Below are 22,455 nucleotides of genomic sequence, written 5' to 3' on the forward strand. Positions count from 1 at the left end.
CCGACACCCTCTTTTTCGCTTTCGGGCCGCAAGGCGTCTGCCACGCCAACGGCTTTTTCCCACGGCTTTCGTGCCGCGACATATAGAAACTTGTGCTTCGCCGGGCAAGTGCATCAGATCAGCTTCAGCCTGAGCGCCCGGGCGATCGCCTGCACGCGATTGACCGCATCGAGCTTGCGGGTGGCGCTCTTGAAATAGCTCGCCACCGTATAGGCGGAGATGCCGAGGATGATGGCGATCTCGTCACCGCTCTTGCCGGCGGCCGCCCAGCGCAGGCATTCGATCTCCCGGCTCGACAATCGCTCGCGCGCGGGTTGGCCGGCATCGAACGTGCGCTCGAGGCATTCGAAGAGCTGGACGAGCGCGAGATAGATCATCGCCCGCTCCCCACCGATGGGCTCCTCCCGACTGCCCGAAAGCACCGCCAGGAACGGCTCGCCGGAGGTCGCGTGCAGAAGCAAGGCGAAATGACGCGCCATCTCCGGATAGCGCTGGAGTTGGCGGGTCACGCCCCTCTCCATGCCCCTCCCTGCCTCCTGCAGCAGTTCCGGGCCGCCGATCACGGGCAGCTTCGTGCGGCGCAGGCGCTCGACGAGCGCGCTCGCCGGGAAAACCTGCTCGGCGTCGTATTGACGCACCAAGTCGGCCGGCCAGTTACTGAGAACCAGGCGCTCGGAAAAGCGCTGCTCCTCTCCCATCGGCAGCCGCGCGATCAGGAAATGCGCGTAGCCATAGCGGGCGACCAGCCGCCGCATCAGTTGGAGGACTTCGTACTCCGTCTGCACGGACGCCGGGTCGACGTCGAATAACAAATCTGCGTCGGCCCCGCGCTGCAGGGCCGGTTCATTCGTTTCCTTCATTCAAGCTCACCCTGCTGCCGGCGCCGTCGCCAGGCCCTGTTCTACGCTTCACACGTCCCGGCGATCGGCAGCCGCGGCGAATGAAACCCGTCGCGGCGCGGCCAGTCAAAGGGAGTGGTGATGCGCGGGCGGAAAATCCGGGAGCGCCGCTTCGACGCTCGCTCCTTTGCATGCCGTTGCCGCGAACCCGCTGCACGTTTTCGCGCGGTATGCATCATGGGGCGTTCCGTTATCAGGAAATCTCCCTCGAAGGGAAATGTGGTGATTGCATGGCTTCTGGCGCGAAGGGTCGCAAAATCCCCGGCAAATCAGCCCCGTCGCGGCATGCCGAGGGGATGGGCAGGAGCGTCGCGATCCCGGCCATGCCACGGGATTCCTGCCGGCCGGAAGTGTCTAAAATTATAAGCAAATCGTTACCGGCCGCTTAGGTAAATGTTAAATGTGGCACGCTAGGGTCGTGTGCATATGGTCTTGAGTTTGTGTAGAGAGTCCCATGACCGAAATGATGCGTCCACGCGTAAAATATGTTATCGGCCCCGATGGCAGCCCTCTGACGATTGCGGACCTGCCGCCGGCCAATACCCGGCGCTGGGTAATCCGCAGGAAGGCCGAAGTCGTCGCCGCCGTGCGTGGCGGCCTCCTGAGCCTGGAAGAGGCATGCGAGCGTTACACCCTCACCGTCGAGGAGTTCCTCTCCTGGCAGTCCTCTATCAACGATCACGGGCTGGCGGGCCTGCGCACGACGCGCATCCAGCAATATCGCCACTGATCACCCCTGAAACAGGGCCATAATTCGAACCGGCGGCTCGGGACCCTCCTGAGCCGCCGGTGTCGTTTCGGGCGCTTCCGGCAGGATGCGCGCTCCAGCTCCCATCTCAACGTCAATAACGAAAACCCGCCCCCGGGGGACGGGAGGCGGGTTCGGTCAACTTCTCTGCTGCTTGCGCCTCAGGCGATCTCAGGCGCGTAGCCGGGTGCCCGCGTCCCGCTCTTCGAGCGCAGCCGCCTTCTCATATTCGGCCTGAACTTCCGCAAGGGCGAGCTCGGCCGCATCCTGCTGCATTTTCAATTCCCGGATCGACACCTGGAGGTTGTCGGCGCGCTGGCGGGCAGCCTTTGCGAAGGTGGGATAGGCGAAATGCGAGGGGTCGGAAATGCCCGACTTCTTTTCCTCGAAGACGATCTGGCTTTCTAGGTCCTTGGTCATCCGCTCGAACTCAGCCATCATCATCTGAAGCTGGTTCAACTGACGCTGCTTCTCCCGAACCTGAAATTCTTTCAGTCGGACAAGGCTCTCACGTGGTTTCATACGCAATACTCCCGTGGATGGCGACACCCCGGCTACCGATTCCGCAGCGCCCCCGCGTTGGGGCAAGGCCGCCGCAGCACTTTGAACTTGCGCATGATCCGCCTCAAATCGACACCGATCCGAACCCCCATGCGCTACCCTCCGGCCCACCTGGAGCCGAAAACGAAAAATCCCCAGCGGTCTTAACAAACACCTACCGCTGGTAACCTTTCGTTTACGGGCATCGTTAATCATAGGGACGATGATTTAAGGCTCCGTAAATGCTGAGATACGAAATGTGGCGCTTGGCCTATTTGCGAGTCTAGAGAGTCGGATAGCGGCATCTCCTCATGTATCGCATGAGAAATGCCGTTTCGGATTCACCTTTGGAATCAGGAGACTGCTAAAAATATTTAACACGCTCGATACACCTTGCCAGAGTGAATCAGAATTTGTTAACCATTTGATGGCAGCCTCCAAATCAGGCAACGACTGGATCCGTCACGCGTAAGGGGGGCCACGACGACCTTGGGCGGCGGAAAAGGGGAAGACTATGCGGGTTCTACTGATCGAAGACGATAGCGCGACGGCTCAAAGCATTGAGCTGATGCTCAAGTCAGAGAGTTTCAACGTCTACACCACCGATCTCGGGGAGGAAGGCGTCGATCTCGGCAAGCTTTACGATTACGATATTATCCTACTCGATCTGAATTTGCCGGACATGTCCGGCTACGAGGTCCTGAGAACGCTGCGTCTGTCGAAGGTGAAGACCCCGATTCTCATTCTCTCCGGTATGGCAGGCATCGAAGACAAGGTCCGGGGACTCGGCTTTGGCGCCGACGACTATATGACCAAGCCCTTCCACAAGGACGAGCTGGTGGCGCGCATCCATGCGATCGTGCGCCGCTCCAAGGGCCACGCCCAGTCGGTGATCGCAACCGGCGAACTGATCGTCAATCTCGACGCCAAGACGGTGGAAGTCGGCGGCCAGCGAGTCCATCTGACCGGCAAGGAATATCAGATGCTGGAGCTGCTCTCGCTGCGCAAGGGCACGACCCTCACCAAGGAAATGTTCCTGAACCACCTCTACGGCGGCATGGACGAGCCGGAACTGAAGATCATCGACGTCTTCATCTGCAAGCTGCGTAAGAAGCTCGCAAACGCCGCCGGCGGCGCCAACTATATCGAAACTGTCTGGGGCCGCGGCTACGTGCTGCGCGAGCCCGAAGGCAACGACTACCTGGAAACCGCCTGATTTACCAATGGCTGGCGCCGGGCAAAAGGTCCGCGCCAACCCGCCCCCGAACACGAAGACCCGCCCCTTGGCGGGTTTTTTGCCGTTTGGCGCCGCCTTCAGGCTCCGTGACCCTGTCCTTCTACACGTCGAATAAAAAAGAGCCGCGGCGAGCCGCGGCCAATTTCTCCGGGAGGATCTGCAACGTAAAAGTGCGTCGCGGAAATACGCGCCTCAGGCGGCCATCGACTGGTTGGCAAAGACATTCGTCAGGATCTTGCGGTCGAAGGGCTTCAGGAGGAAATCATCGGCGCCGGCCCGCTTGCCGGCCATCATCTTGCGAAGGTCCGCCTCGACGACGCAATAATAGATCTTGACCGAGGCGCCCTCGGGCAGCCTGCGGATATTGCCGATGAGATCGAGTGCCCCTTCGAGCGCGGCGTCGACGATCAGGATGTTCGGCAGCTCGGCCTCGCAACGCACCAGCGCCTCCAGGCTGCTCGGCGCTTCGGACACGAGAAAACCCATGCCCGAGAGGATACGTTTGCCGACCTTTCTTACAACATCCGAACCATCAGCGATCATCAAGCGCCGCATGCTTCACTCCCTATAGGCCTCACAGGCGAAAACGCATCCATGAAACAATCTTATATGGATTTGGCAAAGAAACCGTTACCGCGCACGCTTACGTTCTTTTTTTGCTTCGCGGCAAAGTTGTCGGGCTCGTTAACGCTTCCGAGTCCGATCATCGAGAGCCAGGAAATTTAGAGCGTTCCGCTGTGGGAAAAAACGCAAGAGCCCGCCGGACCGACCGGCGGGGACCCAATATTCCTGTCATGGTCAATGAGCGGCTCTGCCGATCAGACGCCAACGCGTGCCGTGAAGACGATCTCTTCGCCAGTCGAAGCGACGTCGATCGTCATGCCCGCCTCATCGGCAAGCAGCACCGTGTAATAGGGTTGGATCGAGTGCGCGTCGACTGCCTCCTCCGGGGTGCCGGAGAGAATTTCCATGAGTTTCGGCGGCACGCGCATCATCCGCCCCTTGGCCACGAGGCTGAAGGCGGCGGCGAATTCCGGATCCTCCAGCGTGATGTCGATCGAGCCGCCGCGCGGGATCGCGCCATAGGCGATGAGGAACAGGTTCAGGAGCAGCTTGACGCGATTCTTGGCGATGATCGCGCGCGGGCCGTTCCACGTGACTTCAGTCTTCTTTTCCGCAGCGGCGAAATCCTTGGCCGCCTTCTCCGCTTCTCCGGTGTCGATCGATGCGCCGACCGAACCTGAGGCGCCGAAAGCGAGACGGGCGAATTTCAGCCGGACCGAGGCATTGAGGGCGCTGGTGCGGATCAGGTCCATGGCATCGGCATCGGCGCCGCCCTCGTCGAGCAGTTCGAGGCCGTTGTTGATGGCGCCGACCGGCGAGATGATGTCGTGGCACACCCGACTGCACAGCAGCGCGGCGAGGTCGGGTCCCGTCAGCGTCAGGTTCGGATTCTTTGCCATTCTCGTTCCTCGTCCGGTTCTTCCATCCGGGGCTTGCGCAGGGCGCAAACGGCTCCGCGGCCATGCCCGACTTCGGCCAGCCCCATGCGGCCGGCGAGCACTCTTATTTTTCGATCAGCCATAATGACATCACATTTGGTAAACCGATTGTTAAGATCATCGGTTCAAATTGTCAGAGCACCCCGGTTTCGGATAGCCCAGCTCGTGGAAGCACTGGAAGCAGAGAGGGTGCGCTCGATCAAGCCGGTAGTGCCATTCACGCGCAGCCGCTTGAAAATGGACCAGACCCGCGGGTGGCGCGCGACCGATCGAAACGCTGGCCATAGCCGCCCGCGCGCGCCGCATTCGCGCCCGACGGAGGAAACGATGCAGCCGACGATGAAGGCTACTGCAATGGCTGTCCGCGCCATCCTGACGACAATCATGCTGATAGGCGTCGCTCTGACAACCGGCGCCAATTCCGCCGCCCACGCCCAAGCCGCCAACGGAAGCCAGTATACGATGCAGGAGATCGTCGATGCGGGCCACACTTTCTTCGGCGAGACTTCCGGCGGCCTTGCCAAGGTGGTGGAGCGCGCCTTCGAAAGTTACGGCCTGCCGAACGGCTACATTCTCGGGCAGGAAGGCTCAGGCGCCTTCATCGCCGGCCTCACCTATGGTGAGGGTGAGCTCTACACCAAGAATGTCGGCCAGCATCCGGTCTTCTGGCAGGGCCCATCGCTCGGGCTCGATTGGGGCGGACAAGGCAGCCGGGCAATGATGCTCGTCTACAACCTGCCGAGCGTGCCGGCGCTCTACAAGCGCTTCGGTGGTGTCTCCGGCTCCGCCTATGTCGTCGCCGGTGTCGGCATGACGGTGCTGACGGACGAGCACGTCGTGGTCGTGCCGATCCGCACCGGTATCGGCGCAAGGCTCGGCGTTAATGTCGGCTATTTGAAGCTGACGCAGCAACCGACCTGGAACCCCTTCTGACAGCGGTGACGTCGCGCGCGCCGGGTCGACCGTTGCGGATATGGAAAGGCGTCAAAGCTTGCGGTAAATGTCATTTCAGGCGTCATGCTTTATTGCGAAGAACGAAGGGCTGCCAGACCGTCCCGCATGGGCGGTCCGGTCCAGATGAAACGGCCGGCACGTGATCGAATATGCACTCCTCTTTGCCCTCGGCTTCCTGACGGCGGTCCTCTTCGGCCTCATGATCGCGCCCGCAATCCAGAAGCGCATCGTGCGCTTCGCCGAGGATCGGCTGAAGGCAACCATGCCACTGAGCCCCCAGGAAGTGCGCGCACAGAGGGATGCCGCCCGCGCGACCTACGCCGCCGAAAACGCCAAAACCATGCAGGCCCTGCGCCGGGAACGCGACAAGGGCGTCGCCCTGATGCTGCAGAGCGAACGGACGCACCAGGAGGTGCGCCGACTGGCCGGCGAAAACACCGAACTGCAGGCGCAGGCGGCGGAGATGGACATCGAGGTCACCACTATGCGCTCGACCATCCGGGAACTCGAGCAGCGGCTTGCGGACGTGCGCGCGTCGTTCGAAAGCCTGCAGCGCGCCGATGGCGACAAGAGCGAAACCATTCGCCGGCTTAGGAAGGATCTGGACAGGCACACCGCCGAGATCGACAGTCTTCGCATCGACGTCGTGGCGCGGGAGACCGAGGTCGAGCATTTGAAGAGCCGTGTCGCTGGGCTGCGCGACGAGCGCGAGGCACTGCGGGCGGACCTCAAGGCGGAGAATGCGCGTACACGCGAAATGGAGTTGCGCCTGGAGCGGGACGGCAGCCGCATGCGTCAGCTGGAAACGAAGCTTGCCCGCGAAGCCGCCGCGAAGGCGGACCGCGAGAGCACGCTCGAGCGCGGCGCCGAGGAAATTGAGAAACTGAAGGTGCGATTGAAGTCGGCGAAGCAGGAGATCCGCGAGGCGACGAGGGCGCTCCGCACCGCCGGCGTAAAGCTGCCGAAACAGCCGACGCCAAGCTGGAAAGCGGCAAGCGACGCCGGGGAGAAAGAGAAGGCCATGTCGCAGGGGAGCGATGCCGACACGCTTTCCGAAGATATGCGCATGCGCGCAACGGCGCTCTCGGAACGTCTGACCAATTCGAAATCCGCCGCCCATGACGAGGCGCTGCGCGAGGAAATGGCGGCGATTGCCGCCGGCATGATCGCGCTTACCGCGATGCGCGAGGGCGACACCTCGCCGATCCACGGTCTCCTTACCGGCGAAGAGGCAGAGAAGCACGAAAATGGAAACAGTCTGGCGGAGCGCGCCAAGGAATTGTTGTCGCCGAAATAATGCCGCGGCTTCGGTGGAACGTTTTCGGCCGCGCGCCCCGGTCAGATCCGGCCGTTGACGCGCGCAACCTGATGGAGCGCAATGCCTGCCGCCATTGCGACATTGAGGCTGTCGAGGCCCGGCCGCTGGCGGATGCGCGCGGTCCGAACGGCTGACAGAATGGTCTGCGGCAGGCCCTCGCCTTCGGTGCCGACCAGGAGCGCCGTGCGCGGCGCCGGCGCAATCTCACCTACATCGGTCTCGCCGCGCGGCGACAGTCCCCAAATCGCAAAGCCGCCTGCCTGCAGCCTTTCAATCAGATCGGCCGCGGTCCCCTCACGCGCGAAAGGCAGCGTCAGCACGGAGCCGACCGACACGCGGATCGCCTTGCGATACATCGGATCGCAGGTGGTCTGATCCATCAGCACCGCATCGACACCGAAGGCCGCCGCGTTTCGAAACAGCGACCCCATATTGTCATGGTTGGAGATGCCGCAGGCGGCGAGAACCAGGCTGCACGTGGGAAGGTTGGCAATCAGCGCGTCCCTGCCCGGCATCTGATCGAATCGGCCGAGCGCCAGCACGCCGCGATGCATGTTGAAACCGGCGATCGCATCGAAGACGCGGGCATCGGCCATGTAGACCGGTACCTCGGGCGGGAACTCGGCAAGCAAACTCGCAAGACCGGCAACGCGGCTTTCCAGGAGCAGGATCGCTTCGGCGGCAATGCCGCGGCCGGAGCGATGCGCCGCCGCCAGCATGCGCAGCACGACGGTGCCTTCGGCGATGAAGCGGCCCTCGCGCCCCGTGAGATCACGCTCCCTTATCGAGACGAATCCCGCAATGCGGGAGTCCGCCGAGTCTTCAATCCGGATCGGACCGGCCACGCCCATCGCGTCAATTCGTCCTGACGGTGACGTCCGCGACGATGCGTCCTGCCCGGATGTCGAAGACAATCGCGCGTGGCTCGGCACCAGGCAAGCTGCCGTAGAAGAGCAATTGCGATCCGGACAGCGCCACGTCGCTCACCGAAAAGCCGGCCGGCAGCGCCGCGATCGCGTTCACCGGCGCGTCCGCCGGCGCGCTGGCTGCCGCTTGCGCCGTCGCCGCGCCGCCGTCGGCCCGCGTCAGCTTGTAGACAATCGTCCCGAGGACGGCCATAAGCATGATCAGCATCACGCCGGCCGAGACGAGCTGCAGGCGCACCATCTTACGGCGGACATTCTCCATCGCCGGATCAAGGGGCTTCTCTTCCAGTTCATCATCGGGCTCGATTGCAGTCATGGCTGGCTTTCTATCGGAATTGGAACGCATGAACGATCCCTTTAAACAAGCGTCCGGCAATAGGAAAGTCCTGACGGCGAATGAGAGCGCCTCGGGACGGCTCGACGCCTTTCTGACTGAGGCGCTTTCGGGCGAGTTCTCGCGAAATCGCATCAAGGGACTGATCGAACAGGGTGCCGTTTCGCTGAACGGCACGCCCGTTCTCGAGCCGAAGAAAAAGGTGTGTCCGGGCGATGCGTTCGAAATAGTCCTGCCTGCACCGGAAGATCCGGAACCGAAGGGCGAGGCGATCCCGCTTGATGTCGTCTATGAGGACGATGATCTGATCGTGCTGGTCAAGCCGGCCGGCCTCGTGGTGCATCCCGGTGCCGGCAACTGGACAGGAACGCTCGTAAACGCCCTCATTCACCATTGCGGCGAGAGCCTCTCCGGCATCGGCGGCGTCCGACGACCGGGAATCGTCCACCGGCTGGACAAGGACACGAGCGGCGTCATGGTCGCAGCAAAGAACGATGCCGCCCATCGCCATCTGTCCGGCCAGTTTGCCGATCATGGCCGCACGGGACCGCTCGAGCGAGCCTATCGGGCAATCGTCTGGGGCCGGCCGCGTCAGCTGAAAGGCATGGTCGACGCCCCGCTCGGACGGGCGGGAGACCGGACGAAGCGGTCGGTCAAGCGCGAGGAGAGCGACGACGCGCGCGAGGCGATCACCCATTACCAGGTCGTCGAGCGCTATTGCGAAAAGCCGGACGGCACAGCACTCGCCTCGGCCGTCGAATGCCATCTGGAAACCGGCCGAACCCATCAGATCCGTGTGCATATGGCCCATATCGGGCATCCGCTGATCGGCGATCCCGATTACGGCGCCGCCTTCCGGACGAAGGCCAACCTTTTGCCCGAGCCGGCGAAAAGCGTGGTCAATCGCTTCCCTCGACAAGCGCTTCACGCCTTCATGCTGCAGTTCGAACATCCCTCGAGCGGCGAGACGATGCATTTCGAAGCACCGATGCCGGCGGACATGGAGGGACTGATCGCCGCGCTGCGGACCGCGAGCTGATCACCCTTGAAATCGCTGCGAATAGTTCCGATCTTATGATGGTCTCGCATCGCCATATCTCTTCTCCCGGTCTCACGACAGCGTGAAACCGGACTCCTTGAATCATGCTTTTGCCGCACTTATCTTCTAGCCTGTGGGGTCTGGACGAAGACCCACGCCGGCTTGCCGTCCTGGAGGCCGGAGGCTACAAAGAGGGGGTGCTTCATGGCCCGCAATACTTTGCCGACCATTGCCGCCGGAGAGGGCGGTCTAAATCGATATCTCGATGAAATCCGCAAATTTCCGATGCTGGAGCCGCAGGAAGAGTACATGCTCGCCAAGCGGTACCAGGAGCATGAGGACCGCGGTGCCGCGCACAAGCTCGTGACGAGCCATTTGCGCCTGGTCGCCAAGATCGCGATGGGCTATCGCGGCTATGGGCTGCCGATCGGCGAAGTCATATCCGAAGGCAATGTCGGCCTGATGCAGGCGGTCAAAAAGTTCGAGCCCGACCGTGGCTTCCGCCTTGCAACCTATGCGATGTGGTGGATCAAGGCGGCCATCCAGGAATACATCCTGCGCTCCTGGTCGCTCGTCAAAATGGGCACCACCGCCAACCAGAAGCGGCTGTTCTTCAATCTGCGCCGGCTGAAGGGCCGGATTCAGGCTCTCGACGAGGGCGATCTCAAGCCGGAACAGGTGAAGGAAATCGCCACGACGCTCAAAGTGAGCGAGGACGAAGTCGTTTCGATGAACCGCCGTCTGTCCGGCGACGCGTCGCTGAACGCGCCGATCAAGGCGAGCGAAGGCGACTCCGGCCAGTGGCAGGACTGGCTCGTCGACGAACACGACAATCAGGAAGAAATCCTGATCGAACAGGATGAGCTCGACAGCCGCCGCGCTTTGCTCGCCGACGCCCTGAAGGTCTTGAACGACCGTGAGCGCCGCATCTTCCAAGCCCGTCGGCTTACCGAAGACCCGGTGACGCTGGAAGATCTTTCGAGCGAGTTTGACATCAGCCGCGAACGCGTCCGCCAGATCGAAGTCCGCGCCTTCGAGAAGGTGCAGGATGCCGTCCGCAAGGCCGCGCTGGACCGCGCCAATGCGCTCCGCGTCGTCGAGGGCGCGTAAACAAGCCACACAGCGAATCCTGCATATAGCCCCGAAGATCGGAACCAATTTTCCGGAATGCTCGATGGGCACTCAACCTCGATGAGCTGAGTCACAGCGATCTTTGCGCGTCTAAAAAAGACGCGCGGCGCTACAAAACCCCGGCAGGATGACGATCTTGCCGGGTTCGCTTTTCGCCGTCGCGGCTCTTTCCGCTATTGGCCGCTGGCAGCGGCACTGCCGAGAGCGCTCCAGGCCTGCAGGGCCTCGTTGAAGACGTCGGTGCCGGTGGCGCCCTTCTCAAGCGTCAGTAGCGCCCGGCGCCCGTTCCGATAGGTTATGGGAATGTCCATCCAGCTGCGGCTGCGCAGTAGTTCGGTGTTGACCTTGGTGGCTTCCGCGAAGTCGTTGAGCGCTATCATGTGGAAATCGTCGGTGATCTTCGCCGGAACGGCGATTAGCGGATCGCCGCGGTCCTGTTCCGTGCGCTTCATCGAGACGCGCTGGACTCCGTCGATGCTGCCGCCCTCGAAATTCGACGGCAACGAGAACACGAACTCGATCACGTGGCTCGCAGGCAACGAGGGATCGGCGTTGCGCTTGATCGTCATCAGCGCCGTCAAGCCGCGATCCGGCACGACGATCTGCGCCTGGATTGCCGCCTCCGGCTTGGCGTCGCCGCCCGGCGATTCCTCCTTGATGGACCAGGAGACGGCACCGGGGATGGCCGTGGGCGACGACTGCCCGAGCCGCTCCTCGTAAAGGAACATCTTCTCGCCATCCGCAATGGAAACCTCGGGCATGGCCGTCTGATCGCCGTTCTCCGCCGGCGTGGCCGCGGCTGACTGTCCGGAGGCGCCATCGTTCTTCGGTTGCTGCCCGACCTCGGTCTGCGCCGCCACCGACTTGCCTTCCTGGGAGATATCCGCGCCGCTTGTGCCGGCTGGCCCCTCGTCCCTCTCGGTCCCGTCCGCGAGCAGTCGCTGCGTGTATTTGGTCGAACCAGGCTCGGGCGAAACCGCGCCGTCTTCTGCGCCGGTCTCGCCGTCCGGCTGGCTGGCCGGCGACTTCCCATCGGCAGCCGGGGCCGGCGATTCGGCATCCGATGGCATGATCTTCGCGATCATGTCCGAAAGCCAGGCGTTGCCGACTTCCCTATTGATCCAATACGCATAGCCGCCACCACCGAGGAGAAGCAGAACGACGGCGGCGATTGCCAGGCCTTTGATGCGGAAGCGGGACGTCTTGGGCGTGGCCCGATAGGAGACGGGCGGTCCCGGCTCCGCGGTCGGGGGGACGCCGGTACCTTCCTCCTTGGCGGCCGAGCTCGCGCCATTTTGCGCCCGATCGCCGTCCTGGAAGCCGAGCAGGTCATCGATATGGTCCCAGGCACTCCCGGCACGCTCTTCTTCGCCTGCGGCCGTGGCCGCCTTTTCCACCGGCCAGGACCACTCGGGTATTTCCGGTTCGGCCACTCCTTCCGTCTTCTTCGTTGGCGCCCCAAAAGGATCCCTGTCGTCGAAGGACCAGGATGATGCAGCCTCCTTCTCGGAGACAGGACCGGGCTCTGGCGCGTGACTTGGCTCGCCCCCATCTGGCTCAACGGGGTGCAGGCCCAGCCGTTCCGGCTCGCCAATCTCGGGGCCCACAGAGGGCTCGGGCGCCGGCTGCGCCTCCCTCGGGAGGGTGGGGGAATCGTCCCATTCCGGCAGGGCCCATTCGGACGGCGCTGCGCTTTTCGGCGAGGCTGCGAGCGGCTCCTCGTCCGCAACGGTCGGCTCGACAGGAGCCAGCTCCGCTTGGCCGCCCTCCTCGTGGAGGAATTCGGCGTGCGGGCGATCCTCCGCCTGCTGTTCGGCGATCTCGTCGACGGCCGAGGCATCTTCGATAGGGCCTCCCTCGATCGCCTGCTCCTCGGCCGAGGCGCTCCATGGGAGCGTCGCCGGCGTCAAGTCCGGCTCTTCTTCTACGGCCGGTGGCTGCTCATAGCGTTGGACGGGCGCGCGCGCGGCTTCGGTTTCCGCTTCCGTCTGGCGCTCTTGCTGCGCCGGAGCCTCCGGCTCCGATTCGGGCGCCACTTCAGCCGTGACGTGGGGCACTTCTTCAAAAGCGGGCGACGGCGCTTCGGCGCCGGCAGCGGCTGGCGTAGCAACCTCCTGCTGTGGCTCGGGCGGCGTCTGTTCCGGCTCCGCGGGCATCGTCTGTTCCGGCTCCGCGGGCGGTGGCGGGACCGTGTCCGGCTCCGATGCAGCCACCAGTGGCGCCTGCTCAGCCGGCTCGATCGCCTCCGGCTCTTCGATCGCCGGCAATGCCTCGGCGTATTCGCTGTCCACCTCGGCGATCGCCGTTTCCAGCTTGTTGAGCTGGCGGCTGATCATGTCGTCCGATGGGCGCGGGTTCATGTTTTCGAGTTGGCGGCGCACGGCACCGCGCGCCTTCTCGTAAACCCGGGCTCGCATTTCGGGGGTGTTTTCCGACAGGCCGTCAACGGTCCTGCGAATAACTGCAACAAAATCCGCCATCAGAAACTTTCTCAATTCTCAGTCACGCGGCGGCAATTACCATGCCGCCGCATTGCGCGACACTAGTCCTCAAAAGGATCCGTCACAAGTATTGTGTCGTCGCGCTCCGGGCTTGTGGAAAGAAGGGCGACCGGCGCGCCGATCAGTTCTTCCACCTGGCGAACATACTTGATCGCCTGGGCAGGTAGATCGGCCCATTTTCGGGCGCCGACCGTCGATTCCTTCCAACCTTCGAGCGAAATATAGAGGGGCTTGACCGCGGCTTGCTGCGCCTGGCTTGCGGGAAGATGGTCGATCTCCTGTCCATCAAGCGTGTAGCCGACGCAAATCTTCAACTCGTCCAGACCGTCGAGCACGTCGAGCTTGGTGAGTGCGATGCCGGTGATGCCGTTCGCGGCGACCGACTGGCGCACCAGCGCGGCGTCGAACCAGCCGCAGCGGCGCTTGCGCCCGGTGACGGTGCCGAATTCATGGCCGCGCTCCCCGAGGAACTGGCCGATCTCGTCATTGAGCTCCGTCGGGAACGGTCCTTCGCCGACGCGCGTCGTATAGGCCTTGGTGATGCCGAGTATGTAGCCGAGTGAGCCGGGTCCCATGCCGGAGCCGGCGGCCGCCTGACCGGCAACGGTGTTCGATGAGGTGACGAAGGGATAGGTGCCGTGATCGATATCGAGCAGGGTGCCCTGTGCACCCTCGAAGAGGATGCGCGCGCCCTTGCGGCGCTGCCGGTCGAGCAGCAGCCAGACCGTGTCCATGAAGGGCAGTACCCGCTCGGCGACGGCAGACAACTCGTCCATGATGGCCTGATGGCTGACCTCCGGCTCGCCGAGCCCCCGGCGCAGCGCATTGTGGTGCGTCAGCAGCCGGTCGACCTTGGCCGGCAGCGTGTCGAGGTCCGCCAGGTCCATGACGCGGATGGCGCGGCGGCCGACCTTATCCTCATAGGCCGGGCCGATACCGCGGCGCGTCGTGCCGATCTTGGTGCCGCTGTTCGATGCTGCATCCTCACGGATACCATCGAGTTCGCGGTGAAGCGACAATATGAGCGTCGCATTGTCGGCGATGCGCAGGTTCTCGGGCGTGATCTTGACGCCCTGGGCCGCGAGCTTGTCGATCTCCGCGATCAAGGCATGCGGGTCGATGACCACGCCATTGCCGATGACCGCAAGTTTGCCGGGCCTGACGACGCCCGAGGGCAGCAGTGACAACTTGTAGCTGATGCCGTCGATGACGAGCGTGTGGCCGGCATTGTGGCCGCCCTGAAAGCGCACGACGATATCGGCACGCTCCGAGAGCCAGTCCACGATCTTGCCCTTGCCTTCGTCGCCCCATTGGGATCCGACCACCACGACATTCGTCATAATCTTCTTCCTGTTCACGCGCGCATCAAGACGTTGCGCTGTTCTCAAACCCGCGCATCTATACTGTGTTGTCTTGCGGAAAGCGACCCCGTTATGCCCTGCGGGAAGGCTTTTTGCATGACAAGCGGCGGCCTTACCGCCTATACCTGCAAACGCTCTCCGCCGCCGGCAATTCCCTGCGTCCCCTTCCCACACGGAACCAGTCTCTTGAACTCCAGAGCCTATTTCTATCTCGGCATCACTTCGCTTTTCTGGGGCGGCAATTCGGTGGCGGGAAAGCTCGCCGTCGGCCATATCAGCCCGATGATGCTGACGACGTTGCGTTGGTCCGTGGCACTCGCCATCATCCTGGCGCTGATGACGCCGCAGATTCGCCGGGACTGGGAAAAGATCCGCCAGCATCGGCTGCAACTGCTCGCCTATGGCGCCGTCGGCTTCACGCTGTTTAACGCCTTTCTCTATTCGGCCGTGAAATACACGACCGCCATCAACGCCGTCATCCTGCAGGCCGGCATCCCGATGCTGATCTTCCTGTTCAACTTCGCGCTCTTCCGCACTCGCGCATCGATTGCCCAGGCCATCGGCTTCACCGTGACGCTGATAGGCGTGCTCACCACGGCGGCGCATGGCGATTTCGCAAGCCTTTTGAAGCTGCAATTCAATTTCGGCGATGGGCTGATGTTTCTCGCCTGCATCGTCTATGCGATCTACACGGTCACGCTGCGCTGGAAACCGGCCATTCACTGGCAGAGCTTCATCGCCGTCCCCGCCTTCGGAGCGCTTATCAGTTCCATTCCGCTGCTCGTTTGGGAAGCGGGAAGCGGCGAGGTAATCTTTCCGGATGCGACCGGCTGGGCGATCGTGTTCTACGCCGCGATCTTCCCGTCGCTGATGTCACAGGTCCTATATGTCCGCGGCGTCGAGATGATCGGCCCCAATCGCGCCGGGCTGTTCATCAACGCCATCCCGGTCTTCGGCACCCTGCTCTCCATCCTGCTCGTCGGCGAGACCTTTCACCTGTTTCATCTGGCGGCGATGCTGCTTGTGCTCGGCGGCATCGCCGTTGCCGAACGCGGCCGGCCGAAGCAGGCGCATTGACGGGATCCACCGCCGCTCCCAACCCGTCCAAAAAAGCGGAGGGCTGGGAGGGGCGAAGGCTTGCAAGCGCCTGGAGAGCTAAGTGCCGCTCAGTCGACGTTGAAGACCAGCGGCTTGGCCTGGCGGATTGCCGAATTGGCGCGCAGCCTGTCGAGCACAGTCTCGGAAACCGGCCCGTCGACATAGAGTAGCGCGATCGCATCGCCGGCCTGCTTCTCACGGCCGAGTTGGAAGTTGGCAATGTTGACGCCGGCATCGCCGAGCGTCGTGCCGATAAAGCCGATCATACCGGGAACGTCGGTATTGGTGATGTAGACCATGTGGTTGCCGACGTCCGCGTCGAGGTTGATGCCCTTGATCTGGATGAAGCGCGGCTTGCCGTCGGAGAACACCGTTCCCGCAACCGAGCGCGTCTGGTTCGCCGTCGTCACCGTCAGCTTGATGTAACCATCGAAGACGCCCGTCTTGTCGCGCTTCACCTCGGAAAGGATGATGCCCTTTTCCTTGACCATGATCGGCGCCGAAACCATGTTGACGTCAGCCACCTGGGGCCGGATGAGACCAGCCAGGACGGCGCTTGTCAGTGCCTTGGTGTTCATCGCCGCTGTCGAGCCGTCATAGAGAATCTCGATCTCCTTGATGGCGCTCTCGGTCACCTGTCCGACAAAGGCGCCAAGCACATCCGCGAGGCGGATGAAGGGCTTGAGGATCGGCGCCTCCTCCGCCGTGATCGACGGCATGTTGATGGCGTTGGAGACGGCGCCCTTGACGAGATAGTCGGACATCTGCTCTGCGACCTGCAATGCCACATTCTCCTGCGCTTCCGACGTGGAGGCGCCGAGATGCGGGGTACAAACGACATTGGGCAGGCCGAAGAGCGGGCTTTCGGTGGCGGGTTCCACTTCGAAGACGTCGAAGCCGGCGCCGGCGACATGACCCGACTTCAGCGCCTCGGCAAGCGCCTTCTCGTCGACGAGGCCGCCGCGGGCGCAGTTGATGATTCGCACGCCGGGCTTCGTCTTGGCGATCGCTTCGGCGCTCAGGATGTTGCGCGTCTTGTCGGTGAGCGGAACGTGCAGGGTGATGAAGTCCGCCTGCGCGAGCAGCTCGTCGAGCTCGACCTTGACGACGCCCATTTCCTCGGCCCGCTCCTTCGACAGGAACGGATCATAGGCGACGACGTGCATCTTCAAGCCTATGGCGCGGGCGCAGACGATCGAGCCGATATTGCCGGCGCCGATCACGCCGAGGACCTTACCGGTGATCTCGACACCCATAAACTTCGACTTTTCCCACTTGCCGGACTGCGTCGACGTATCGGCGGCGGGAAGCTGGCGGGCGACCGCAAACATCAGCGCAACCGCGTGTTCGGCCGTGGTGATGGAATTGCCGAAGGGGGTGTTCATGACGATGATGCCGCGGCGCGAAGCGGCGGGAATGTCCACATTGTCGACGCCGATGCCGGCGCGGCCGACAACCTTCAAGTTGGTGGCGGCGGCGATGAGCTTTTCGGTCACCTTGGTGGCGGAGCGGATGGCAAGGCCGTCATATTTGCCGATCACTTCGGCAAGCCGCTCCTTATCCTTGCCGAGCTTCGGCTCGAAGTCCACTTCGACGCCGCGGTCGCGGAAGATCTGGACGGCGGTTTCCGACAGTTCGTCGGATACGAGAACGCGAGGTGCCATGAGGGCCTCCTTCAAGAATCTGGTCTGATGGAAAGGGGTGCTTCGCCCGCCTTGAGAGCGAAGCATGCGCATCGGATCAGGCGGCCGCCTGCGAAAGGGTCGCCTTCTGGGTCTCGAAGGCCCAGGTCAACCACGGCATCAGGGCCTCCAGATCGGCGGTCTCGATCGTCGCGCCGGCCCAGATGCGAAGGCCGGGGGGCGCATCGCGGTAATGGCCGATGTCGAAGGCGACGCCCTCCCTGTCGAGGAGCGCGACCACGCCCTTGGCGAAGGCTGCCTGCGCATCCGTTTCAAGCACCGCCACATCCTCGTCCACGATCTTCAGGCAGACGGAGGTGTTGGAGCGCGTTTCCGGCCTGGCCGCGAGGTTGGCGATCCAGTCGTTCTCCGCGACGAAGCGGTGAATGACCTCGGCATTGGCATCGGCACGCTCGATCAGCGCCTTGAGACCGCCGAGCGACTTCGCCCAGAGGAGCGCATCGATATAGTCCTCGACGCAGAGCATCGACGGCGTATTGATCGTCTCGCCGGTGAAGATGCCTTCGATCAGCTTGCCGCCCTTTGTCATGCGGAAGATCTTCGGCAGCGGCCAGGCGGGGACGTAGCTCTCCAGCCGCTCCACCGCACGCGGGCTCAGGATCAGGATGCCGTGCGCACCCTCACCGCCCAGTACCTTCTGCCAGGAGAAGGTTACGACGTCGAGCTTGGAGAAATCGAGCGCCTGGGCGAAGGCGGCGGAGGTCGCGTCGCAGATCGTCAGCCCCTTGCGATCCGCCGGAATGAAATCAGCATTCGGGACGCGAACGCCCGAAGTGGTTCCGTTCCAGGTGAAGACGACGTCGCGGTCGAAGTCGACCTTGGAGAGATCAGGCAGTTCGCCATAGTCGGCTTCGAAGCGCCGAACATCGGCAAGCTTTAGTTGCTTGACCACGTCGGTGACCCAGCCTGCGCCGAAGCTTTCCCAGGCGAGCATGTCGACGCCGCGGGCGCCGAGCAGCGACCAGAGCGCCATTTCGACGGCGCCGGTATCGGAAGCGGGCACGATGCCGATGCGGTAATCGGCCGGCACTTCGAGAATTTCACGGGTAAGGTCGATGGCTTGCTTGAGCTTCGCCTTGCCGATCTTGGCCCGGTGCGAACGACCGAGCGCGGCATCGGAAAGGGCTTCAAGCGTCCAGCCGGGGCGCTTGGCGCAAGGACCAGAAGAAAAATGGGTATTCGCCGGGCGCGCGGCCGGCTTGGCAGGCTTCGTCATATGCTATCCTCTCAGATAGAAGCCCCTCGTTGGGGAGGGGTGTCCCGCCGTCGGGAATATTGCGGGACAGAGAGGAAGTCAAGCGGCTTGCGTCGCGTTTGATAAAATTTATGGCGCTTCGAGAAAATCGCTGCACGAGGCGGTCGATCCGCGACTCACCAGAATGCGAGACGCAGCCCGACGCGGAATTCGTGCCGCGCAAGGCCATCGTCATGGCCCTTGGCGCCGCTTGCACCGGCAAAGCCTTCTTCCCCAAAGTCGAACATGTCGCCGCCGGCAATGTACGAGAAGCGGTAGCCCATATCCAATTTCAGGCGATCGGTGACGTCATAGGAGACGCCAGCCATCAGCGCATAGGCGAAACGCCAGCCGTCGCGCCCTTGATAAGAGGCTCCGCCCTCCGAACCGGCGCACATGCCTAGGCCCGCGATACAGGTCGAGCTTTCGTGCGCCGTCTTCCAGTCGATATGGGTCGCGCCCAGGCCTGCACCGACATAGGGCGTGAACCCCGCAAGCGTTGCGAGATCGACATAGCCATTCGCCATCAGCCCGAGTGCCGAAAAATTGGCGCTGTGGGAAAGGGCGCAGGAGGTTCCGGCCCCCTCCCCGGCACAAGGCGTGGCCCTAAGCGAGGCGCCATCGAAACGGCCCTCGAAATATTCAGCCGTGACATCGGCGCGGAAGATGTCCGTAAACTGATAACCGAGGCCGATCGTGCCTGACACCGGCCTGCCGAAGCGGGTGTTGTCAAAGGGAACCGTCTCGTAACCGGCTCCATCGAAGGTTCGGTAGTAGGGATCACCCTCCCCGCTCCACGGCGCATAGCCAATGTCGCCGCGCAGGTAGAGGCGGTCGCCATCGTTTCCTTCGGGCGAGATAGTGATCTCCGGCGCGTCGAGCAGGTCCTCGTCGGCAGCTTCTGCCGTGCCGGAAAGCAGCAGGCCGGCACCCAGAGCGATGCCGCAAATCCCGTTCCGCCAATCCATAGTCCCGCCTCTTCACCCATCGTCGAACGCCAGCGGATATGCCGGCATGACCGTTGGCGTTAACTATTGGACGGGACAAGTTAACCGTGAGTTAACCATGTTTATTAACTGCGGCATTTAGCAAAAAGGGCCGCGTCTGCGACCCTTCCGAAGTGCGGCGACTTTGAAGCGTCTGCGCTGCTCTATCTGTTTGTTTTCTGCCGCATTTGTGCGACGTCAGGCGATTCCGCCTGACTGCAAAATGCTCTATTGCAGCGAGTAGCGCATGCCGAGCTTGAAATCGTGCGAGGTGATGTCCTCGAAGTGCATCGGGGGCGACGAGAAGTTCCCGTCATAGCTGCGGATGGTGCTGGTTCGCGCATTGCCGAGATCCACATAGCTGTAGCCGAAATCGACGGCCAAGCGATCGGTCGCCTGATAGGCGACCCCGGCATGCAGCGCCCAGGCAAAGTTCCAGGTCGGATCGCTGCTCGCGGAGGCAACGCCCAGGTTCGGTACGTTGATATCGCGGAAATTCGAAATTGTGTTGCGCGACGCACCGATGCCGGCGCCGACATAGGGCTTGATGCCATTCCAGTCGCCAATGTCCACATAGACGTTCGCCATCAGCAGCCATTCGGACTTGGCGCCGTCATAGTCGTTGGTGCCGTCCCATACGCCGTCGCCATCCTCATCATACCGGTCGAGGGCAGCGAAGTCGGCCTTGCCGCGGTATTCGACAATGCCGTCGAGGCGCAGCCAATCGTTGAACTGATAGCCGATACCCAGCCCCCCCAGCGGCGCGCTGTCGAAGCTGCCGCTATCGAGGAATTGGTGCACGGCGACGTCGTCGAACGCGCCGTTCTCGAGGTGACCGAGCCGCTGATTGCTCATGCCGAGATGGCCGCGCAGATACCATCCGCCGGACAGCACCACCGGCGGGTCGCCGGGATCCTCGATATAGAGATCAGCCGCCACTGCGGGTGTGCCGCTCAACAATGCGGCGATGATCGCAATCAAGGACTTGTTCATAACATGCTCCGCGAGAATTCTAGGCCCACGGCGTCTCGCCGGAGCGGTCATGCAACTTCGGTTGCATAGAATTCGCATGCACCAGTTAATTTCAGATTAAGCATAGAAATTTACTGTGTTTTTTAACAGATACCGATGCTAGGCACCAAGCTTTCCATGCGACAAGAAGGGACCTGCAATCGATGCCGGCCCTTGGATATAGATTCCGTGGAACGCCCTGCCTGTGACGTAAAATCCTACAGTTCAGGCATTTAGCGCGGACGCCGCACGCCCGCTCCTGGAATTTTCGTGAGGCGAGATGGAAATCGAGCGGTCCATTGCCTGGCACCGCCCAAGGAATCCATTAGAAGTAGAGGTGCGGAAGCCGCACGAGAGAGCCGCAGGTCAAGCGGCGCTGCGAACGCTGCCGATAACATTGACCAGTTCGTCGACAATCCGCTCGACCTTCCCGCGATCGTCGCCTTCGGCCATCACGCGGATCAGCGGCTCGGTGCCGGAGGGGCGGATCAGGAGACGGCCGCTCTTCGCGAGCTCCGCTTCAGCGTCGGCGATTGCCTGGCGCACCGTCTCGTCCTCCAGCGGCTTGCCTGCCGAGATACGTACGTTCTTCAGCACCTGAGGCACCGGTTCGAAACGCTGGCAAACCTCGCTCACGGACTTACCCTGCCGCTTGACAACCGCTAGCACCTGCAGCGCGGCCACCAGCCCGTCACCGGTCGTGCCGAAATCGGAGAGCACGATATGTCCGGACTGCTCTCCGCCGACATTCAGCCCGTCCTGGCGCATCTGCTCGACGACATAGCGGTCGCCGACCTTGGTGCGATGGAGCTTCAACCCGCGCGACTTCAAATACCGCTCGAGGCCAAGATTCGACATGACGGTCGCAGCGATGCCGCCACCCTGCAGCATGCCGTCTGTGGCCCAACTGTCGGCGATCACCGCCATCAACTGGTCGCCGTCGATAACCGTTCCGGTCTCGTCGACGATCACCACCCGGTCGGCATCGCCATCCAGCGCAATGCCGATATCCGCGCGGACTTCGTGCACCTTCTTCTGCAGGGCTGTCGGATGGGTCGAGCCGCATTCGAGATTGATATTGACGCCGTTCGGCTCCGTTCCGATCGTCACCACCTCGGCGCCGAGTTCCCAAAGCGCAGATGGCGCGACCTTGTAGGCGGCGCCATTGGCGCAGTCTATGGCGATCCGCAAGCCTTGCAGCGTGACATCGCGCGGCAGCGTCCGCTTCGCCTGTTCGATGTAGCGGTAAATGTCGCCGTCGACACGCTTTGCGCGGCCGATGTCCTCGGGCTTCGCCAGTTGAGCGGTCATGTCCTGATCGAGCAGTTCCTCGATCTTTTCCTCGATCTCGTCGGAAAGCTTGTAGCCGTCGGGCCCGAAGAGCTTAATGCCATTATCGCGGAAGGGATTGTGCGAGGCGGAGATCATCACGCCGATATCGGCGCGCAGGGACCGCGTCAGCATCGCCACCCCGGGCGTCGGGATCGGCCCGAGCAGGAAGACATCGAGACCGGCTGCCGTGAATCCGGCGACCATCGCGTTTTCAAGCATGTAGCCCGAAAGGCGGGTATCCTTGCCGATCACCACGCGATGGCGGTGGGCGCCATTGCGAAAGATGGTGCCGACGGCAACACCGACTCGCATCGCGAGATCCGCCGTCATCGGAAAGATATTGGATTGCCCGCGAATGCCGTCGGTGCCGAAATATTTGCGCTTCATCTGTACTCCATTGTCCCGCTTCGCCGGACCCCCATCTACCGTCCGTGTGTTCTTGCCTGTTCCACGGACGGTTTTCATCTTCCGCGAACTCGCCACTGCGTGTCTCCTTTGCGCGTCTGACAAGACGTGCGGCCGCTGTTGTGCCATCTTTGCCACAAAAGCGCGATGAACGGCAGCAAACCTATCATCAGAAATCATTACAGCGCGTTACCTA

The 22,455-nt window shown here is 62.5% G+C and carries 20 protein-coding genes; 7 read left to right on the forward strand and 13 right to left on the reverse strand.

Annotation, left to right across the window (positions count from 1 at the left end; genetic code table 11):
* Positions 1-113: 113 nt before the first annotated feature.
* A complete protein-coding gene (locus tag EKH55_RS12955; protein ID WP_069459214.1) occupies positions 114-860 on the reverse strand; it encodes a helix-turn-helix transcriptional regulator in 747 nt (248 codons plus the stop codon).
* A gap of 493 nt (positions 861-1,353) precedes the next feature.
* Here EKH55_RS12955 and sciP point away from each other — a divergent pair, with 493 nt between their 5' ends.
* Positions 1,354-1,629: a CtrA inhibitor SciP gene (gene sciP, locus EKH55_RS12960; protein ID WP_003527546.1), complete on the forward strand. Its 276-nt coding sequence runs from the start codon at positions 1,354-1,356 to the stop codon at positions 1,627-1,629.
* Positions 1,630-1,818: 189 nt separating this feature from the next.
* Here sciP and EKH55_RS12965 read toward each other — a convergent pair whose 3' ends face one another.
* Positions 1,819-2,169 carry a flagellar export protein FliJ gene (locus EKH55_RS12965; RefSeq protein WP_069459213.1) on the reverse strand — a complete coding sequence of 117 codons (351 nt, stop codon included), beginning with the start codon at positions 2,167-2,169 and terminating at the stop codon, positions 1,819-1,821.
* 532 nt (positions 2,170-2,701) lie between these two features.
* Between EKH55_RS12965 and ctrA the strand changes: the two genes are divergently transcribed.
* Positions 2,702-3,403 (forward strand): response regulator transcription factor CtrA, encoded by a 702-nt coding sequence (gene ctrA, locus EKH55_RS12970; RefSeq protein WP_026616417.1) that lies wholly within the window; start codon positions 2,702-2,704, stop codon positions 3,401-3,403.
* A gap of 213 nt (positions 3,404-3,616) precedes the next feature.
* On the opposite strand, the gene EKH55_RS12975 is transcribed toward ctrA, so the two are convergent.
* Positions 3,617-3,979, reverse strand: coding sequence for a response regulator (locus EKH55_RS12975; RefSeq protein ID WP_069459212.1), 363 nt, complete (start codon positions 3,977-3,979; stop codon positions 3,617-3,619).
* Between the two features lie 263 nt (positions 3,980-4,242).
* Complete coding sequence (chpT, locus tag EKH55_RS12980; RefSeq protein ID WP_069459211.1) at positions 4,243-4,887, reverse strand: histidine phosphotransferase ChpT; 645 nt, start codon at positions 4,885-4,887, stop codon at positions 4,243-4,245.
* 366 nt (positions 4,888-5,253) lie between these two features.
* On the opposite strand from chpT, the gene EKH55_RS12985 reads away from it, so the two are divergent.
* Positions 5,254-5,859, forward strand: a complete 606-nt coding sequence (locus EKH55_RS12985; protein ID WP_083265358.1) for a DUF1134 domain-containing protein — start codon at positions 5,254-5,256, stop codon at positions 5,857-5,859.
* A 160-nt stretch (positions 5,860-6,019) separates the two neighbouring features.
* On the forward strand, positions 6,020-7,177 hold the full coding sequence (locus tag EKH55_RS12990; protein ID WP_069459210.1) for a coiled-coil domain-containing protein: 1,158 nt from the start codon (positions 6,020-6,022) through the stop codon (positions 7,175-7,177).
* Positions 7,178-7,218: 41 nt separating this feature from the next.
* Here the strand turns inward: EKH55_RS12990 and EKH55_RS12995 are convergent, their stop codons facing one another.
* Both EKH55_RS12995 and EKH55_RS13000 read right to left on the reverse strand, forming a co-directional pair.
* Positions 7,219-8,049, reverse strand: a complete 831-nt coding sequence (locus EKH55_RS12995; protein ID WP_069459209.1) for a TrmH family RNA methyltransferase — start codon at positions 8,047-8,049, stop codon at positions 7,219-7,221.
* 4 nt (positions 8,050-8,053) lie between these two features.
* Positions 8,054-8,440, reverse strand: a complete 387-nt coding sequence (locus EKH55_RS13000; RefSeq protein WP_151611582.1) for a hypothetical protein — start codon at positions 8,438-8,440, stop codon at positions 8,054-8,056.
* Positions 8,441-8,468: 28 nt separating this feature from the next.
* Between EKH55_RS13000 and EKH55_RS13005 the strand changes: the two genes are divergently transcribed.
* Positions 8,469-9,497, forward strand: coding sequence for an RluA family pseudouridine synthase (locus tag EKH55_RS13005; RefSeq protein ID WP_069459312.1), 1,029 nt, complete (start codon positions 8,469-8,471; stop codon positions 9,495-9,497).
* A 204-nt stretch (positions 9,498-9,701) separates the two neighbouring features.
* On the forward strand, positions 9,702-10,607 hold the full coding sequence (gene rpoH, locus EKH55_RS13010) for an RNA polymerase sigma factor RpoH (RefSeq protein ID WP_069459207.1): 906 nt from the start codon (positions 9,702-9,704) through the stop codon (positions 10,605-10,607).
* A gap of 194 nt (positions 10,608-10,801) precedes the next feature.
* On the opposite strand, the gene EKH55_RS13015 is transcribed toward rpoH, so the two are convergent.
* Positions 10,802-13,108, reverse strand: a complete 2,307-nt coding sequence (locus EKH55_RS13015; RefSeq protein ID WP_069459206.1) for a hypothetical protein — start codon at positions 13,106-13,108, stop codon at positions 10,802-10,804.
* Positions 13,109-13,170: 62 nt separating this feature from the next.
* A complete protein-coding gene (locus EKH55_RS13020; protein WP_069459205.1) occupies positions 13,171-14,469 on the reverse strand; it encodes an adenylosuccinate synthase in 1,299 nt (432 codons plus the stop codon).
* A gap of 207 nt (positions 14,470-14,676) precedes the next feature.
* Here EKH55_RS13020 and EKH55_RS13025 point away from each other — a divergent pair, with 207 nt between their 5' ends.
* On the forward strand, positions 14,677-15,567 hold the full coding sequence (locus tag EKH55_RS13025) for a DMT family transporter (protein ID WP_069459204.1): 891 nt from the start codon (positions 14,677-14,679) through the stop codon (positions 15,565-15,567).
* 89 nt (positions 15,568-15,656) lie between these two features.
* Here the strand turns inward: EKH55_RS13025 and serA are convergent, their stop codons facing one another.
* The 5 genes from serA to glmM form a co-directional block, all read right to left on the reverse strand.
* On the reverse strand, positions 15,657-17,252 hold the full coding sequence (gene serA, locus EKH55_RS13030; RefSeq protein WP_069459203.1) for a phosphoglycerate dehydrogenase: 1,596 nt from the start codon (positions 17,250-17,252) through the stop codon (positions 15,657-15,659).
* Positions 17,253-17,328: 76 nt separating this feature from the next.
* A complete protein-coding gene (locus tag EKH55_RS13035) occupies positions 17,329-18,507 on the reverse strand; it encodes a phosphoserine transaminase (protein WP_069459202.1) in 1,179 nt (392 codons plus the stop codon).
* A 155-nt stretch (positions 18,508-18,662) separates the two neighbouring features.
* A complete protein-coding gene (locus EKH55_RS13040; protein ID WP_106407864.1) occupies positions 18,663-19,493 on the reverse strand; it encodes an outer membrane protein in 831 nt (276 codons plus the stop codon).
* A gap of 246 nt (positions 19,494-19,739) precedes the next feature.
* Entirely contained in the window at positions 19,740-20,504 is a 765-nt protein-coding gene (locus tag EKH55_RS13045) for an outer membrane protein (RefSeq protein WP_069459201.1), read from the reverse strand.
* A gap of 384 nt (positions 20,505-20,888) precedes the next feature.
* Positions 20,889-22,241, reverse strand: a complete 1,353-nt coding sequence (gene glmM / locus EKH55_RS13050; protein WP_069459200.1) for a phosphoglucosamine mutase — start codon at positions 22,239-22,241, stop codon at positions 20,889-20,891.
* Positions 22,242-22,455 lie beyond the last annotated feature (214 nt).

It is taken from the genome of Sinorhizobium alkalisoli (assembly GCF_008932245.1).
In the GTDB taxonomy this organism is placed as follows: domain Bacteria; phylum Pseudomonadota; class Alphaproteobacteria; order Rhizobiales; family Rhizobiaceae; genus Sinorhizobium; species Sinorhizobium alkalisoli.